10 protein-coding genes are annotated in these 15,646 nt (G+C 68.8%); 5 read left to right on the top strand and 5 right to left on the bottom strand.

Features of this window, described 5'->3' with window-relative positions; translation table 11 throughout:
• Nucleotides 1-14: 14 nt before the first annotated feature.
• The gene (locus ACRWNM_RS05635; protein ID WP_431964159.1) at nt 15-1,478 is read right to left on the bottom strand and encodes a type VII secretion-associated protein; all 1,464 of its coding nucleotides are present in this window, start codon (nt 1,476-1,478) and stop codon (nt 15-17) included.
• On the bottom strand, nt 1,457-5,500 hold the full coding sequence (gene eccCa, locus ACRWNM_RS05630; protein WP_431964157.1) for a type VII secretion protein EccCa: 4,044 nt from the start codon (nt 5,498-5,500) through the stop codon (nt 1,457-1,459). Before eccCa ends, ACRWNM_RS05635 begins: the two co-directional genes overlap by 22 nt.
• A gap of 324 nt (nt 5,501-5,824) precedes the next feature.
• On the opposite strand from eccCa, the gene eccD reads away from it, so the two are divergent.
• From eccD to ACRWNM_RS05615, 3 genes are all read left to right on the top strand, one after another.
• Nucleotides 5,825-7,291, top strand: a complete 1,467-nt coding sequence (eccD, locus tag ACRWNM_RS05625; protein ID WP_431964155.1) for a type VII secretion integral membrane protein EccD — start codon at nt 5,825-5,827, stop codon at nt 7,289-7,291.
• Nucleotides 7,292-7,305: 14 nt separating this feature from the next.
• Nucleotides 7,306-8,697, top strand: coding sequence for a type VII secretion-associated serine protease mycosin (gene mycP, locus ACRWNM_RS05620; RefSeq protein WP_431964153.1), 1,392 nt, complete (start codon nt 7,306-7,308; stop codon nt 8,695-8,697).
• A 236-nt stretch (nt 8,698-8,933) separates the two neighbouring features.
• Nucleotides 8,934-9,680 carry a potassium channel family protein gene (locus tag ACRWNM_RS05615; RefSeq protein WP_431964151.1) on the top strand — a complete coding sequence of 249 codons (747 nt, stop codon included), beginning with the start codon at nt 8,934-8,936 and terminating at the stop codon, nt 9,678-9,680.
• Nucleotides 9,681-9,692: 12 nt separating this feature from the next.
• On the opposite strand, the gene eccB is transcribed toward ACRWNM_RS05615, so the two are convergent.
• Entirely contained in the window at nt 9,693-11,183 is a 1,491-nt protein-coding gene (gene eccB, locus ACRWNM_RS05610) for a type VII secretion protein EccB (protein ID WP_431964149.1), read from the bottom strand.
• 113 nt (nt 11,184-11,296) lie between these two features.
• On the opposite strand from eccB, the gene eccE reads away from it, so the two are divergent.
• Nucleotides 11,297-12,946, top strand: coding sequence for a type VII secretion protein EccE (gene eccE, locus ACRWNM_RS05605; RefSeq protein WP_431964147.1), 1,650 nt, complete (start codon nt 11,297-11,299; stop codon nt 12,944-12,946).
• A gap of 10 nt (nt 12,947-12,956) precedes the next feature.
• On the opposite strand, the gene ACRWNM_RS05600 is transcribed toward eccE, so the two are convergent.
• Nucleotides 12,957-13,517 (bottom strand): NADPH-dependent FMN reductase, encoded by a 561-nt coding sequence (locus tag ACRWNM_RS05600; protein WP_431964145.1) that lies wholly within the window; start codon nt 13,515-13,517, stop codon nt 12,957-12,959.
• 172 nt (nt 13,518-13,689) lie between these two features.
• On the opposite strand from ACRWNM_RS05600, the gene ACRWNM_RS05595 reads away from it, so the two are divergent.
• Nucleotides 13,690-14,532 carry an NAD(P)H-binding protein gene (locus ACRWNM_RS05595; protein ID WP_431964143.1) on the top strand — a complete coding sequence of 281 codons (843 nt, stop codon included), beginning with the start codon at nt 13,690-13,692 and terminating at the stop codon, nt 14,530-14,532.
• Between the two features lie 44 nt (nt 14,533-14,576).
• Here ACRWNM_RS05595 and ACRWNM_RS05590 read toward each other — a convergent pair whose 3' ends face one another.
• Nucleotides 14,577-15,608: an NAD-dependent epimerase/dehydratase family protein gene (locus ACRWNM_RS05590; RefSeq protein WP_431964141.1), complete on the bottom strand. Its 1,032-nt coding sequence runs from the start codon at nt 15,606-15,608 to the stop codon at nt 14,577-14,579.
• Nucleotides 15,609-15,646: the final 38 nt, after the last annotated feature.

Below are 15,646 nucleotides of genomic sequence, written 5' to 3'. Positions count from 1 at the left end.
GAGCAGGTTCCCGCTTATGGAATCACGTGCACCGTCGACGCGAAATTCTCGCACGTGGGCTCGAAACCGCTCCACGTGTTGCCCACGTACTGACAGCCGATGCTGACCTGGATTCCGTGTTCCACCAGCACATGCCATTGGACCGTGGAGCCTTCCGGGCGTTCCACGTAGGAGAGGCCGGAGCGGCCGCCGAAGACGACGTCGCTGCGGAGGTCGCCGATGGACGGCTTCGTTCTCATCTGGGCTTCGAGATTGGCGGCGATCTGTTCGTAGCCTGCGTTGGGGGCGACCGGGGTCTGGACGAGGGTCATGCGCAGGCGCGCGCCGTCTTGTGGAGACAGGTCGACGCGACCGCCACTCTGAGCGGAAGGCGGAGCGAGGCGCCAGCCCTCCGGAACCTGGAAACGGATGCGGCCCAAGGTTTCCTGTGCCCCAGGTGCACCCGTCGGGTGCGGCGGGCGGACAGGGGCAGCAGTGGTCGTCGCTGCGGCCGCTGTGGTGGAGGTCGGGGCTGCGGTCGTGGCCTCGTCGGAACCGCCCGCCACGACGACACCACCGACGACGGCAGCGATCACCGCGACCGCGGCAACGCCCGCGAGGACGTACTTGGCGATAGGGCGGTCCGGGGCCTGGGCGGCGGCGCGTTCGCGCAGCGGCTGGAGCCATTCGTTGGTAGGCAGGGCGGGGGCCGCTTCGGGCCGGTACTCCGGTTCCTGATGTGTCCCGCGGACCAGTTCAGCCCCGGAGATCGGACGCAGCTCGGCGTCTGCACCGCAGGACTGCTGCACCGCGGCGCCGATGAGGTCGAGCTTGGCCGGATCGGAAACACCCACGGCCTGAATCACATCCGCAGGCCTGCCGTCGAGCAGACGGGTGATCAGGGCGGTCAGCAGGTCGAACGCTCGCTGGTCGAGACCGAGGTCGGCCAGGGCGAGATTCGGTTCGTATTCGCAGGCTTCGACGTGGACGCCGAGATGGCTGCGCGTCACCGCGGTGGCGGCGGTGGTGGTGGCGCCGAATTCCAGCACGATGGTGCGGCGGCTGCGCGATGTGCGCTCGTCGGCGGCCACCGCGCGCGCGGCCATGTCCTCGAATGCCACGTCGTGCGCGAACCGGCGGGCGGCGGCGTCCAGCACGGCGCGCCGCGGGCCGCCCCACTGCGTCGGGCAGACGAGGGTGATGCGTTCACACGGCACGGCGACGCCGAGGTTCTGCAACGCCGTGCCGAAGACCGCGGTCAACGCCTCCGACACCGCCGGGACGCGCGGCAGTAGCGCGATCCGGTCCGCGGGTACGAATTGGACGGCGGAGCTGACCTGGGTCGGCGGGTTCAACGACTCCCCGATGACCAGATTTCCGTTGCTGCCCAACACGACCGAGGGCGGCGCGTCCCAGTGCGTGGCTGGGCCGCGCGCCCAGATACGGGTGTCCGTCAGGACAAGGTCGACCGTCGACATCACTCGGCCGCCGGCATCCATGCCAGCTGGATCAGCTCCTGCGCGTTACGGGTGATGTACGTGCCGCGGCCGGTCGGCAGCGGGCTCGGCCGCACCGTGCCCATCAGCACGCCCTCGTCCTTCGGGCAGCTCATGATCAGACCTGCCGAGCCGAGGTCCTTCATTCGCGCCATGGTGGCCTCGTACATGGCCCGGCTGGCGCCACCCGCGCGACGAGCCACGATCAGGTGGAAGCCGAGATCGCGGGCGTGCGGCAGGTGTTCGACGAGGGCCGAGACCGGGTTGCCCATGGAGGTGGCGACCAGGTCGTAGTCGTCGACGATGACAAACAGCTCCGGTCCGCTCCACCAGGACCTCTCGCGCAGCTGCTGCGGCGTGACGTCCGGGCCGGGCGTTCGCTGGGCGACGTATGCGGCTAGGTCGGTCATGTTCTGCGTAAACTGCGGTGCGGTGGAACCATATCCGGCGAGATAGCCGTCGGGCACCAGGCCGAGCATGGTGCGCCGGTAGTCGCCGAGGATGAAGCGGGCCTCGTTCGGCGAGTTGGCGGCGGCGATGCCCTCGATGATCGAGCGCAGCAGCGTCGTCTTGCCCGACTCGGTGTCACCGATGATGACGAAGTGCGGGCTCTCGTTGAAGTCGATGTAGACCGGCGCGAGCTCGGATTCGTTGATGCCAAGCGGGATTCGCATGTTCTTGACACCCACGGTGAGCTGTGAGGGCCAATTCCCGGCCAGGTGCAGCAGCTGTTCGCGGGGCAGCACCTCGGGCAGCATGCGCGCGGCGGGCGCGTGCCTGCCCGGGGTCAGGCGCGCGATGGTCGCGACGGCGTCGGCAACGGCCTGGCCGAGGGTGGTCGGGTCGGCGCTGCCGTCGATGCGCGGCAGACCGGTCAGCATGTGCAGGCAGTCCGGCGTCATACCGCGGCCGGGGCGGCCCATCGGGACCAGCGCCGCGAACTTGCGGCCGAGGTCGGAGTCCATCGGGTCACCGAGCCGCAGCTCGATGCGGGTGCCGATCTGGTCTTTGAGCGCGGGACGGGCCTCGGCCCAGCGGGCCAGCGCGATGACGACGTGCACGCCGTACGAAAGGCCTTGCACCGCAAGGTTCATGATCGGCTGCTCGAGCGGATCGAAATCCTGGCGGATCGAGCCGAAGCCGTCGATCACCAGGAAGACGTCGCCGAACGGGTCCTCGTGCGCGCCCGCAGCGCCCGGGCTGCTGGACGGATCCATCGACCGCAGGCGGCGGAACTCCGCCATCGACTCGATGCCGAGCTGACGGAAGCGGGCCTCGCGCTGGCGGACGATGGTGGTCATCTCGGCGATGGTGCGGCGGACCTTGTCCTCTTCCAGACGGCTGGCCACCGAGCCGACGTGCGGCAGGCCCTCCAGGCTGGCCAAGGTACCGCCACCGAAATCGAGGCAGTAGAACTGCACCTGCTCGGCGGTGTGCGTCATCGACATCGCCATGATCATGGTGCGCAGCGCGGTCGACTTGCCGGACTGCGGACCGCCGACCACCGCGACGTTGCCTCGCGAACCGGAGAGGTCCACGACCAAGGGATCGCGACGCTGGTCGTAGGGGCGGTCGACGATGCCGATCGGCGCGCGCAGCGTCGCGACGGCCGAGTATTCGCCGGTGAGGATCGAGCGCGGGATGAGCTGATCCAGGGTGGACGCCTCGTCCAGCGGCGGCAACCAGATCTCGTGCGCCGGACGGCCGTACCCGCGGATGCGCGAGACGAGCATGTTGACGTTCGAGATCTGCTCGCCCTCTTCGGTGCGATGCTCCTCCGGCTCGTGGCTCGCCTGGGAGGGCAGCGGCACCCGGTCGATGGCACGGAAGTCCACGTGGTGGGCGGTGAAAGGCCTTGCCTTCACGTCGATCTCGCCGCCCGCGACACCGGCCTGGGTGACCTCGCGCTGCGAGCCGCCGCCGACGTACGCGCCGGAGACGTAGGACGCCTGGAACCGCTGGATCTCGCCGGAGTCGGACTTGAGGTAGCCGCCACCGGGGCTGTTGGGCAGGTTGTAGGCGTCGGGTACGCCGAGCACCTGGCGGGATTCGTTGGCGGAGAACGTCTTCAGACCGATCCGATAGGACAGGTGGCTCTCCAGGCCCTTCAGCTTGCCCTCTTCCAGCCGCTGCGAGGCGAGCAGCAGGTGCACATGCAGCGAGCGGCCGAGGCGGCCGATCATCACGAACAGCTCGGCGAAATCCGGGTGCTGGGTGAGCAGTTCGGAGAACTCGTCGAGCACCACGAACAGCGCGGGCAGCGGGTCGAGATCGGCGCCCGCCGCGCGGGCCTTCTCGTACTCGGAAACGTTGGCGAAGTTGCCCGCCTGGCGTAGCACTTCCTGGCGGCGGTTCATCTCACCGGCCAGCGCGTCCTTCATACGGTCGACGAGGTCGGCCTCTTCCTCGAGGTTGGTGATGACGGCCGCGACGTGCGGCACGCCGTCCAGACCGAGGAACGTCGCACCACCCTTGAAGTCGACCAGGACCAGGTTGAGCTGGTCGGGCGAGTGGGTCGCGAGCAGGCTCAGCACCAGGGTGCGCAGGAACTCGGACTTACCGGAACCGGTGGCGCCGATGCACAGACCGTGCGGGCCCATGCCGTTCTCGGCGGCTTCCTTGATGTCGAGCTCGATGGGCAGACCCGCGGCGTCGACACCGAACGCGACGCGCAGCCGCTCCCGGCCGTAGCGCGGGCGCCACGCGCTCTCGGGGTTGAACGAGCCGATGTCACCGAGGTTCATCAGCTGCGCCCACGTCGAGATGACCTCGGCGTCCTCGGTTTCCACGTCGCTGCTGCGCTGGGTGGCGGCGCGGTACGGCGCGAGCCTGCGCGCGGCCTGCTGCGCTTGGTGCGCGCTGACCCGGTCGATGAGCGCAAACCGCTCCTGGTTGCCGGTGGCGCCACGACCGACGCACTCGCCGTTCTCGACGATCATCTTGATGCCGCGCGAAACCGCCAGCCGCGGTGCGTATCCGCACAGGTCGATAATGGTGACGCCCTCGTAGCCGGATTCGCGCAGGTGGTCGTCCTCGGCCTCGAGCAGACCGCCGTCGACCACGAGAATGACTTGCACGAGACCGGCATTCGCCGGCTGGTTACGCGAGTAGCGGACGCGGTTGGCCAGCAGCGGATGCAGGCCGGCGGTGGCCTCCCGGATCGATCCGAAGAACATGCGCTGGGTGCCGATGCCGTCCTGGGCGTCGGGGTGCTGGGTGTGCGGCAGCCACTTGGTCCACTCCCACTCGGGTGCGGTGTCCGGACCGCAGACGACCGCGACGAGTACCTGGTCCGGGCCCTGGAACATGCACAGCTGCAACAACATCGCGCGCACCATGTCGCGCGCCTCGGCCCGATCGCCGTCCAGCGCGATCGTCGCGAAGCCCTTCACCGCGATCGCGGTCGGCAGGTCGGGCACCGTCGAGTGGGCGCGCACGAAACGGCGCAGCGACACCGCCGCGATCGGTTCCAGTTCCTCGACCGGGCCGGTCTCCGGCGCGACGAGCCGTGTGGCGAGGCGCTGCCCGCCGATGCCGATGCGGGCGTGGCAGAAGTCCTTGTCCCCCGCGCGGCGCTCCCACATGCGGCTGGTACCCGCGAGCATCCAGATCAGCCCGGGCTCAGGGTGGCTCCATTCCACCGAGGCGCGTTGCTGTTTGGCGGTGTCGTCGACGTCCTTGCGCACCTGGTCCAGGTATCGCAGGTAGTCCTTGCGGTCCTCGTTGGCCTCGGCGGCCTTCTGGCCCTTGCCGCCGCCCTGGCCCGCGAACATGCCGACCATGGAGAACAGCATCATGACCGGGAACATCATGCTCATCGGGTTCGACGCGATGCCGCCGCCCTGCGTGAACATCAGCGCCATCATGCCGACCATGCCGATGACCATGACGACGGGCATCAGCTTCATCAGCAGATTTCCCGGTGTCACCCTTGGGATCTCGGGCGGCGGCTGCAGGGTGACCTCGCCACCCGGCGTACGCGGCATCTCCCGACGAGCACGGCGCTGGAACCGGACGGTGCTCATGCGCGCGCCTCGCTCGGCTCCGCCATACGCGATGCGCACAGGCACATGACTAGCTCACTGCGTTCGCTCATGGCTGCGCCTCGCTAACGCTCGGCTCCGGCATGCGCGATGCGCGCTGGCACATGAATCGCTCACTGCGTTCGCTCATCGTACGAGAATTCCCCCTCTTCACATGCTGCGACTTCGGGCTCAGTGTAGAGGCCACCGCCGACATGTCGTACAGTTCGACCTGCATTCTGCTGCCCCGACGCCAGGGTCGCAAGCTCGCCCCCCAGCGCGACGGGTCAGCGGAAAATCGAGGTAGAACACCAGGTTGGGGGAAGTTTGACGCACGCGCGACTTGACCATATCGACGAAGACTCCTCGCGCGGTATCGTCCGTGCGCCGGACCTGGCTCGGGTGACGATCCTGGCCAAGCACACCCAGGTGGACATGGCGATTCCGGTCGACGTGCCGGTCGCGCTGGTCATCCCGAGCGTCGTCGACATGGTCGCCCAGCACAGCCGTACCAACGACTTCGACAACGACGGCGAGCGCTTCGAGCCCGCCGAGTGGGTGCTGGCCAGAATCGGCCACCCGCCGTTCTCCAACTCGCTCAGCCTCGGCGAGCACGGCGTGCGCGACGGCGAACTCCTGATGCTGGAAAGCGCTTCGCACACCGCGCCGACGCCGCTGTTCGACGACATCATGTACAACGTCGCGATCGCGGACACCGACCACTACCGCAGCTGGACCCCAAAGGTCGCGCGGATCACCGGCTCCATCCTGGCCGCGCTGACGATGATCGTCGGCTGCCTCGGACTGTTGCTCGCGCCGGACGAGCTACCGGAGTGGGTGAGCGGTTCGATCGCGCTGGCGGTGGCGATCCTGCTCGTCGTCGCGGGCATGGTGCTGAGCCGGATGTACGGCGACACCGCGACCGCGCTCGTCCTCGGCGGCTGCGCGCTTCCCGCCGCGTTGACGGCCGGAATGCTCTATGTGCCCGATCATTACGGCTGGGCGCACATCCTTCTCGGATCGGTTCTGGTGGGGGCCACCGCGATCCTGGCGTGGCGCGTCACCGGCGTCGGTCTCGCGCTGTTCATCGGCGCGGCCACGCTCGCGGTGTACGCGGTGCCCGCCGCCCTGGTCGGGCTGCTCACCGATCAGCCGCTGAAGGCCATCGGCGCGGTGGCCGCGGCGCTCGGCCTCGCGGGTCTTTCGCTGTCGCCGCGGGTTTCGATGCTGCTGGCCAAGCTGCCGCTGCCGCCGGTGCCTTCGCCGGGCACCCCGATCGACCCCACCGAAGACGACCCTGACGACCACCGCGCGCTGCCCACCATGGAGGCGCTGCGGGTGAAGTCGGAACGGGCCCGGATGTACCTTGCGGGTCTGGTCTCCGCCACCACGCTGGTCACCGTCGCGGGCGCGCTCGCCGCCACCGATCCCGAGTCAGGCGACCCGTACTGGCAGGGCATCGCGCTGGCGCTGGTCTGCGCGGCGGTGCTGATGTTCCGCAGCCGCACCTACGCGGGCGCCGAACAGGCCGTCGTGCTGATCGCCGGTGGCGCATCGATCGTGCTGATCATGTTGGTCGGCGCCGGTTTCGCGATGGACATGCCGCTGGCCGTCTTCGGTGCCGCAATGCTGATTCTGGTGGCGGCGCTGATTCTCGGCATCATCATCCCGAACCAGACGGCGACGCCGCCGATGCGGCGCGGCGTCGAGCTGCTCGAGTACGCGTTCGTCGCGGCGGTGCTGCCGCTGGTGTTCTGGGTGGCCTCGCTCTACTCGCTCGTCCGCGGGCTGTGAACGCGAGTCCCCGAGTGCTCATCGTCGCGGTGGCACTCGGCTTGAGCGCATCGATCGGTCTCGGACAAGGCACCGCTTACGCCGATCGACCGCCTCCGATCAATCCTGCTCTGCTCCCACCTGGCGACCCCGCCGTCCCGCCGGAGAAGACCGAGCAGAAGGCGAACAACCCGTGCGTCAGTACGCAATCGGGTGGGGACGGTCCTCTCATCCCGCTGCCGCAGCGTTCGCTCGACTTGCCCCGCGCCTGGGAATTCTCCCGCGGCTCAGGTCAAGTCGTCGCCGTCATCGACACCGGTGTCGCGCGACACCCCCGCCTTCCTGGCCTCGAACCGGGTGGTGACTACGTCGCCGAAGGCGGCGACGGCACCAGCGATTGCGATGCCCACGGCACTGCGGTGGCCGGCATCATCGCGGCCGAACAGATCGACGGTCAAGGATTCTCCGGCGTAGCCCCCGACGCGCGAATCCTGTCGATCAGGCAAACCAGCAAACTGTTCCAGGTCGCTGGTCGATCGCAAGAGCAGCGTCCGGAGGATCCGCCGGAGGGGTACGGCCGCATCGAAGCGCTGGCCTCGGCTGTGCGGCGCGCGGCGGATATGGGGGCAACGGTCATCAATATCTCGCTTGTCGCTTGCGTGGCAGGCTCGACGAGTCCGAACGACGGCCCCCTCGGCGCGGCGCTTCAGTACGCCGCGATCGAGCGAGATGTCGTGGTAGTAGTTGCCGCCGGGAACAAAGAAGACAAATGTCAAGCAGGGAACCCTGACGTGAACCCGCTCGACCCGGGGGGTGATCTCTGGCAAAAGCTGTCCACCAATGTGACACCCGCGCGGTTCGACGATTATGTGCTCGCGGTGGGTTCCATCGACCAGAATGGTCAGCCTTCACAGTTCACGGTGCCGGGCCCGTGGGTCGACATCGCCGCGCCGGGCGAGAACATCGTCTCACTGGACACGAACAGCAATGGCACCGCCAATGGGACGATCGGAAAGCAGAATCAGCCGAGCCCCATGCAAGGTACGAGCTTCGCGGCGCCGTACGTCTCGGGGGTTGCCGCACTCGTGCGCGCTCGCTTTCCCGAGTTGTCGGCCCTCGAGGTGATCAAACGTCTGCAGGCGACGGCCCACGCGCCCGCCGAGGGTTGGAACCCTTTCCTCGGGTACGGCGCGGTCGACCCGATCGCGGCATTGACGAATGCGGTGCCGAACCAGCTCCCTCCCAAGCGGCCGAGTCCCGCTCAGAACCAGCAGCTGGCGGTGCCCGCGCCGCCACCGCCGCCGGATAATCGAGCACGCGATGTCGCGCTGATCGGCTCCGGCACGATCGCCGGCCTACTACTCCTCGGCTATCTCGCGTCATTTCCGATAAGGCGACGGTTCGGTGTTGCCTCCGACGATCTATGAGGTCGCGGTGAAGATCGACTTTCCGCAGCGAAAGTCGACCGGCATCGAGTGACAACGCAGGTGGGGCTCGAACATCCCGCGGATGCTCGAGCCCCACCTGTCAGTCGATCCGGTACCGCTTCAGATGTTCCCGGACTTGATCACCGCCCGCCGCGCCCCACGCGTCGCGTAGTGTCTGCGAAAGTTCGCGCCCGAAGGCGCGGCGGACCTTTCCACCAGGCACGTAGGCAGTTTCCATGATCGACTCGCAACAACCGACCCGCAGGCAGGCGTGGGAGCGCGCTACCAACGTTCCGATGATGGCGTTGGCGGTGACGTTTCTCGGGGTGTACGCGTGGCACGTGCTCGACACCGGGGCCTCGCCCAGGCTGGACTCCTGGCTGACCGGCGTGGACATCCTGATCTGGGCGCTGTTCGCGGGCGACTTCGCGGTGCGGCTGTGGCTGTCGACGGACCGGCTTCGGTTCGTGCGGCGTCATCCGCTGGAGTTGCTGATCGTGGTGCTGCCGCCGTTCCGCCCGCTGCGGCTGTTGCGGGCGGCACTGCTGTTGTTGGACACGCTGAATCGCAACACCGTCACGCGCGCCCGGCTCGCGGTGTTCGTCGGCGCCAGTTCGGTACTGATCCTGCTGCTGTGCAGCCTGGCGTTCTTCGATGCCGAGTACGGCGTGGCCGACAGCAAGGTCACCGATTTCGGTGACGCGCTGTGGTGGTCGGCGGTCTCGGTGACCACCGTCGGCTACGGCGACATCTATCCGGTGACCACCGAGGGCCGCTTGATCTCCTTGATCCTGATGACCTTCGGCATCGGCCTGATCAGCTTCGCGATCGGCACCACGACGAGCTGGGTGATCGACCAGCTGAAGTCCGTCGAGGCCAGCGCCGAGCGCACCGATCGCGAGATCTCCGTGCTGCTCGACGAAGTCCGCGCGCTCCGCAGCGAAGTCGCCTCGCTGCGCGAAGCCGACGCCGACCGCCGCTGACTCGGCGAACGGCTACTTCTGCTGATTGCCCACGGGCTTCGCGGCCGGTGACGGGTCGGGCGCGACACCGTCGTGGGCCACCATCGCTTCCTCGCGACCCAGGGTGGGACCGTTGGCGAGGAGACCGATGATCGGCCACGGCGCCGGCTCTGGCTTCACTCCGGCTTGGGCGTCCATGCCGAGGGCCTTCTGCGCGTCGGGGTTCTTGATGCCGTAGCGCACGCCGGTGTCGGCGACGTAGAAGAGGGAGTCCTTGCGCCTGCTGTCGGGTTCGATGCCGGTGGTCTGGACGAACGCGCCGGTGCCCGGGGGCACGTACACCGAGTCCGCGTTCGGACCCGAGCCGTCGGCCTGGGCCAGCGGCACCGCCTTCGCCTTGTCCGGCATCGGCAGTGCGACGCCCGCGATCACCGAGAGGTCGGCGCGCTTACCGCCGTCCTTGTTGTCGGCGGCAGCCGGGTTCGGCTTCCAGGAAAGGCAGCTGATCGGACGGTCCTTGACCTCGACGATGCTCGGCCGTGCCCGCGGATAGGTATCCACCGCAAGCGACCTGGCGGGCGGCGCGCTCACCTTGTCGGTCTGGGCGATGACGGTGTTGCTGGACGACGGGCGGTGGGTGTTGCCGATGATATCGGCGGTCAGCTCGGACACCTGCTGCAGACCGTCCTGGAGCACCACGTAATCCACGTCCGGCTCGCTGGACACCTGCACCACGTCGCCGACGCGGTGCCCGCCGATCTGATAGCTCACGGCCGCGCCCGGGTCGTTGATCTTCGGCGGAATGATCTGTGGCACTTCGGGAATCGCGTTGATCAGACCCTCGCTGACGGGACGCGGGATGGCGCCGGTGATGCCGAGCGCGTCCGTCACCCTGCGGTCGGTCATGTCGACGCGGGCGCGGGTCTCGTTGTAGACCAGGTACGCCTGCTCTTTGACCTTCACCAGCAGCGCCTGGTCCGCGGGCACCTCCGAGGCCTTCTCACCCAGCTCCAGATCACCTGCCAGCACGGTGGTGGTGAGGTCCTTGGAACCGTCGACCTTCATCACGTCGCAGACGGTCCACGCCCGGCCCTTGCCGTCCTTGTCGAAGCGCAAAGCCGCGGGCGCGCCGGGGATTCCGATCAGCTGGCCGCGCGGCTTCTTGCCGAGCTCGGACTCCTTGACGATCACCGCCTTGCCCGATTCACCGGAGGCGAGCCGGGCCGAGGCCAGGTTCAGCGCCGGGTGCACCACGCCGTCGATCATCACGTAGACGCCGCCGGACTCCTTGCCGATCAGCAGCGTGTTGGTGCCGATCTTGTCCTGCGGGCGGAGCAACGCGAGAATGCCGCAGCCGGCGAGCACGACGCAGGCCAGCACCAGTCCCGCCGCATAGGCGCGGGACTGCGAGCGCATCGGATCGTGCAACATGCGGACATCCCGGCGCACCAGTGCGTGCTCCATCCGCCGAACCAGAAAGCGGTAACCGCTCACCTGCCAGCGAGTGGTGGGTTTTGAAGGCATGGTTCCTCCCCCGAACAGTGCTCACGTTCGCGGAACACAGTACAGTTCGCTGGGACTCTTGTTCAGCTCGGCCGGTGGAAAACGGTCGATACCGGGTACTTTGGGGGACGCTGATGGCCGAAGCCACAGGGGTGGGACCGCGCCCGCTGCTTGGTCGCATCTCGCTGCCGAATCTGTTGATCGCACAGGTGATCGGCTTGATCGTGGCGGTGATCGCGCTGGTGGCAGGCCTCGGCGGGTGGATCGCGCTCGGCGTCGCCGTTGTCGTCGGCCTGCTGCCGCTGATCCCGATCGCCAAACGCACCGTGCTGGACTGGATCGCGACCTGGTGGCGCTATGTCACCCACCGCGAGTACGAGATCGGCGACACCGTCGACTTCCGCGGCCCCGACGACCGCTCGCTCGGCCTGTACTGGGACGGTACCCGCGTGGTGACGGTGGTCGAGGTGCTGCCGCCCAAGGGTGGGCTGACCCGCATCTCCAGCAGCACCGTGCACGCCTCGCACCTGCTCCCGCTGCCGGAACTCGCCGCCTGCCTCAACCAGCACGACATCCTGCTCAGCGGCATCGACATCATCAGCCACGGACACCGCAGCCGCGCTGGCACCCCGGCGGGCAAGATCTATGAAACGCTGCTCGGCCCGCTGCCCGCCACCGCGCACCGCGCCGTCTGGCTGGCGATCGGCTTCGACGCGATCGCCTGCCCGGAGGCCGCGGCGCGCCGCGGCGGCGGCAGCGAAGGCGCGTCACGCGCGGTAACCATTGCGACGCAACGCATCATGCGCGCGCTGGAGGACGCCGACTGCAGCGCGCGCATCCTGACCGCCCCCGAGATCCGCAAGGCGGTCCTGCAGATCACCTCGGGCTTCGACCCGCGCACCCTGACTCATCGCTGGCGCTACGCCGAGATCGGCAACGCCGTCAACGTCGGCAGCGCGGTCGATCCGAAGCAGCTCGGCTCGGATCTGCTCGCGCAGCTGTGGGTCGCGCCCTCGCGCGGCACCACCGTCACCGTGCGGCTGCGCCCAGGCAGTTCCGCCGAATCGGTGAGCATCGGCGCGGCCTGGCGACTGACCGCCCGCGAACTGCCCGAGAACGGCAAGCTCAAGGGCATGGTGTCGATGAACGGACGCCACCGCGACAGCCTGCTCGCGCACTTGCCTTTGGCCGTACCGGGACTCGACGACACCGTGCCGATGACCGAGTACCCGATCGACGTCATCGGCGCACTGCACCTGCCCTCCTCCGGGTGCGGTCAGCTCATCGGCTCCGACGAGAACAACCAAGGTGTGGCCGTCCGCATCATCGGCACCGGCATCTCGACGGTGTACGTGGCGGGCGAGCTCTACCTGGCGCAGCAGTTGGTGTTCCGCGCGCTGGCCGTCGGGGAGCGCATCCTGATCCGCACCGACCGGGCGCACGCGTGGGAGAACCTGGTGCAGACCATCGGCAACCCGGAACGACTCGCCATCGCCGTCGAAACCCACCAGTCCGACGCGGGTTTCACCGCGACGGTGGTGGACGGTGTGCTCGCGCCCGCACCGCACGCCGGTGTCACGACGATCTATGTGACCGGTGACCCGATGGGCTGGCCCGCGACGAGGCCGGACCTGTCCATCCACCAGCCGGGCGCGATCGGCAACCGCGTGGTGCTGCGCACCGGAACCGCGCAGGTGGATCTCACCCTCGTCTCGATTCCGCGCGAGGCCACCTACATCGGGCATCCGCGCGGGCGCAGGCCCGTCGCGAACGCCGCGCACTGACGGTCCGGCGTCAGCCGGGATAGGGATCGGCCGTCCGCGCGGTCCGCAAATGCCGTCCCCACCAGTCCAATTGGCGAAGCAGCCGCTCGCTCGCATCGATCGCCGCGCCGTCGGTCGGCGTGCCGGTGGCATCGAACTGCCGCTTGGCCTGGTGGATGCTGACGGTCTCCCGTATCGAGACCATGTGGATCTCGGCGACCACCTGGCGAAGCTGTTCCACCGCGCGCAGGCCGCCGGAGAGTCCGCCGTACGAGACGAAGCCGATGGGCTTGGCGCGCCACTCCCGCTTCGCGGTGTCGAACGCGGTTTTGAGGGAGGCCGGGTAGCCGTGGTTGTACTCGGAGGTGATCGCGACGAACGCGTCCGCGGCCGCCAGCCTGGCCCGATAAGCCTGAGCCTCCGGCGTGTCGGTGAGGTCCGTCGGCAGCGGCGTCCCGATGAGATCGATGACGCCGGTGTCGAATTCGGGCCGCGTCCGGACCACGCGCAGGAACCAATCGGCGACCACCGGAGCGAACCGCTCCGGGCGCACGCTTGCCACGATGACCTCGAGCCGTAGCGGGGTGTCCATCCGGCGAGCATAGAAGACGCTGCCGGAAGCAGTCCGCGAACGTCCACGTGACAAGCGGAGTTACGCCGAGCGCGAGATTCCGGCACTCCGCGCGGACGGCACGTACATTGGACGGGCGACACCGAAAGACGTTGCGGGGGCGATGTTTTGCAACGAAGCCGAAGGAGACGCCATGTACGTGGTGACCGGGGCGACCGGCAACATCGGCGCCGAACTCGTGCGCGCGCTCGCCGAGGGCGGGCAGCCGGTCCGGGCGGTGGTGCGTGATCCGGCGCGCGCGTCGCTACCGGCGGGCGTCGAGGCCGTCACCGGCGACCTGAACCGACCCGAGACCCTGGCCGACGCGCTCGACGGCGCGCACGGGATGTATCTGATGCCGGGCTACGAGAACCTCGAGGAGTTGCTCGCGCTGGCGGGCAAGGCCGGGCTGGCGCGGGTGGTGCTGCTCTCGGGCGGCTCCGCGGCGCTGGCGGATCTCGGCAACGCGGTCTCCCGGTACATGACCCTGTCCGAACAAACCGTGCGCGAATCCGGTCTGCCGTGGACCTTTCTGCGGCCGCGCTCGTTCATGTCCAACGCGCTGCGCTGGCTTCCCCAACTGACTACGGGCGACGTGGTGCGAGCCCAGTTCTCGTGGGTGCGGGTCGCGGCCGTCGACCCCGCCGATATCGCCGCGGTGGCGGCGCGGGCACTGACCGGCGGCGATCTCGACGGCCGGATCCTCGATCTCACCGGCCCGGAGGCGCTGCTGCCCGCCGAGCAGGTCGCGGTGCTGGCCGAGGTTCTCGACCGACCGCTCGTGTGCCGCGAGCTCGACGAGGAGGAGACCCGCGCCGAACTGGCGGCGACCATGCCCCGCGCCTACGCCGAGGCGTTCACGAGCTTCTTCATCGACGGCACACTGGACGAATCCGAGGTCCACCCGACCGTGCGCGAGGTGACCGGCCGACCGCCGCGTACCTTCCGGCAGTGGGCCGAAGCGCATGCCGACGCCTTCCGGACCGCGGCCTCCTGACAATCCGCGATCGCGAACCGATTCGGCGAGCGCAGTCGCGCACGTCAGCCCGCTGCGGCGACTTCCGCGGCGCTCCTCGCGAATTCGGCGAGCCCGTCGACCGGAACCACGGATGCGCTGAAATCCAGTGCACGCCTGGCCCGTTCGGGATCGGCGACGAAATGCCGCACGTCGCCGATCCGGTATTGACCGGTCACGATCGGCGACGTCCCGCCGCGGGCCTTGGCCATGATCGACGCCACCTCCCACAGCGTGATCGGGTGGCCGGAGGCGATGTTGAGCGGCACGAAACCGGACAGCTGTCGTTCGATCGCGGCACGGGTCGCGGCGGCGGCATCGCGGACGTGCAGGAAATCCCGCACCTGCCCGCCGTCCTCGAACACCCGCGGCGCCTGACCCGCGAGCAGCTCCTCGCGAAACCGGGTGGCCAGACCCGAGCGCGCGCCCTCGCCGTACACGTTGTGGTAGCGCAACACGGTCACCGCCGCCCCGGTGCTCAGACCCCAGGCCAGCGCGTACTGCTCTTGCGCCGCCTTGCTCGCGGCATAGAAGCCGCGCGGGCGCAGTGGCGCATCCTCGCCGACGGCCTCCCAGGTGAGCACCTCGCCGGTGCGCGGCGCGCGGTGGTCGAACATGCCGCGATCCAAATCGGCGCGCGAGCGCAGGCCGGGGAAGAACGGCCCGCCGCGCACGCTGCGATAGCGGCCTTCGCCGTACACGGAGATGGAGGACGCCAGCACCAGTCGCCGGACGCCCGCCTGGCTCATGGCGGCGAGCAGGACCGCCGTGCCGTGGTCGTTGTGCGCGGCGAACGCGGCGATGCCGGAATCCGATTCCCCGTTCGGCGCGGTGACGGCCGCCAGGTGACAGACCACCTCCGCGCCGCGCAGCAGCGGCGCGAGCCCGTCGGCGTCTCTGACGTCCACCCTGGCGACGCCCTCGGGTGGCTCGGCGTCGGGCCCGTGCACGTCGCCGTGCATCAGATCGAGTGCGATCACCTCGTGCCCGGCGGCCGTCAGCGCGCCGCGCACATGTGATCCGAGGAATCCGGCAGCTCCGGTGAGCAGTACTTTCATCGCAACCACACCCCGCCGCCCCCGGCCGACTCCGAGCC

Source organism: Nocardia sp. bgisy134, assembly GCF_965341865.1.
Lineage (GTDB): Bacteria > Actinomycetota > Actinomycetes > Mycobacteriales > Mycobacteriaceae > Nocardia.
The sequence above is the reverse complement of the archived record's forward strand: the minus strand, read 5'-3'. Positions and strand labels throughout refer to the sequence as shown.

What these genes read in the sequence shown, in the direction of transcription:
- ACRWNM_RS05635 (WP_431964159.1), bottom strand. Translation starts at nt 1,478, where the DNA reads ATGGATGCCGGCGGCCGAGTGATGTCGACGGTCGACCTTGTCCTGACG.
- eccCa (WP_431964157.1), bottom strand. Translation starts at nt 5,500, where the DNA reads ATGAGCACCGTCCGGTTCCAGCGCCGTGCTCGTCGGGAGATGCCGCGT.
- ACRWNM_RS05615 (WP_431964151.1), top strand. Translation starts at nt 8,934, where the DNA reads ATGATCGACTCGCAACAACCGACCCGCAGGCAGGCGTGGGAGCGCGCT.
- eccB (WP_431964149.1), bottom strand. Translation starts at nt 11,183, where the DNA reads ATGCCTTCAAAACCCACCACTCGCTGGCAGGTGAGCGGTTACCGCTTT.
- eccE (WP_431964147.1), top strand. Translation starts at nt 11,297, where the DNA reads ATGGCCGAAGCCACAGGGGTGGGACCGCGCCCGCTGCTTGGTCGCATC.
- ACRWNM_RS05600 (WP_431964145.1), bottom strand. Translation starts at nt 13,517, where the DNA reads ATGGACACCCCGCTACGGCTCGAGGTCATCGTGGCAAGCGTGCGCCCG.
- ACRWNM_RS05595 (WP_431964143.1), top strand. Translation starts at nt 13,690, where the DNA reads ATGTACGTGGTGACCGGGGCGACCGGCAACATCGGCGCCGAACTCGTG.
- ACRWNM_RS05590 (WP_431964141.1), bottom strand. Translation starts at nt 15,608, where the DNA reads ATGAAAGTACTGCTCACCGGAGCTGCCGGATTCCTCGGATCACATGTG.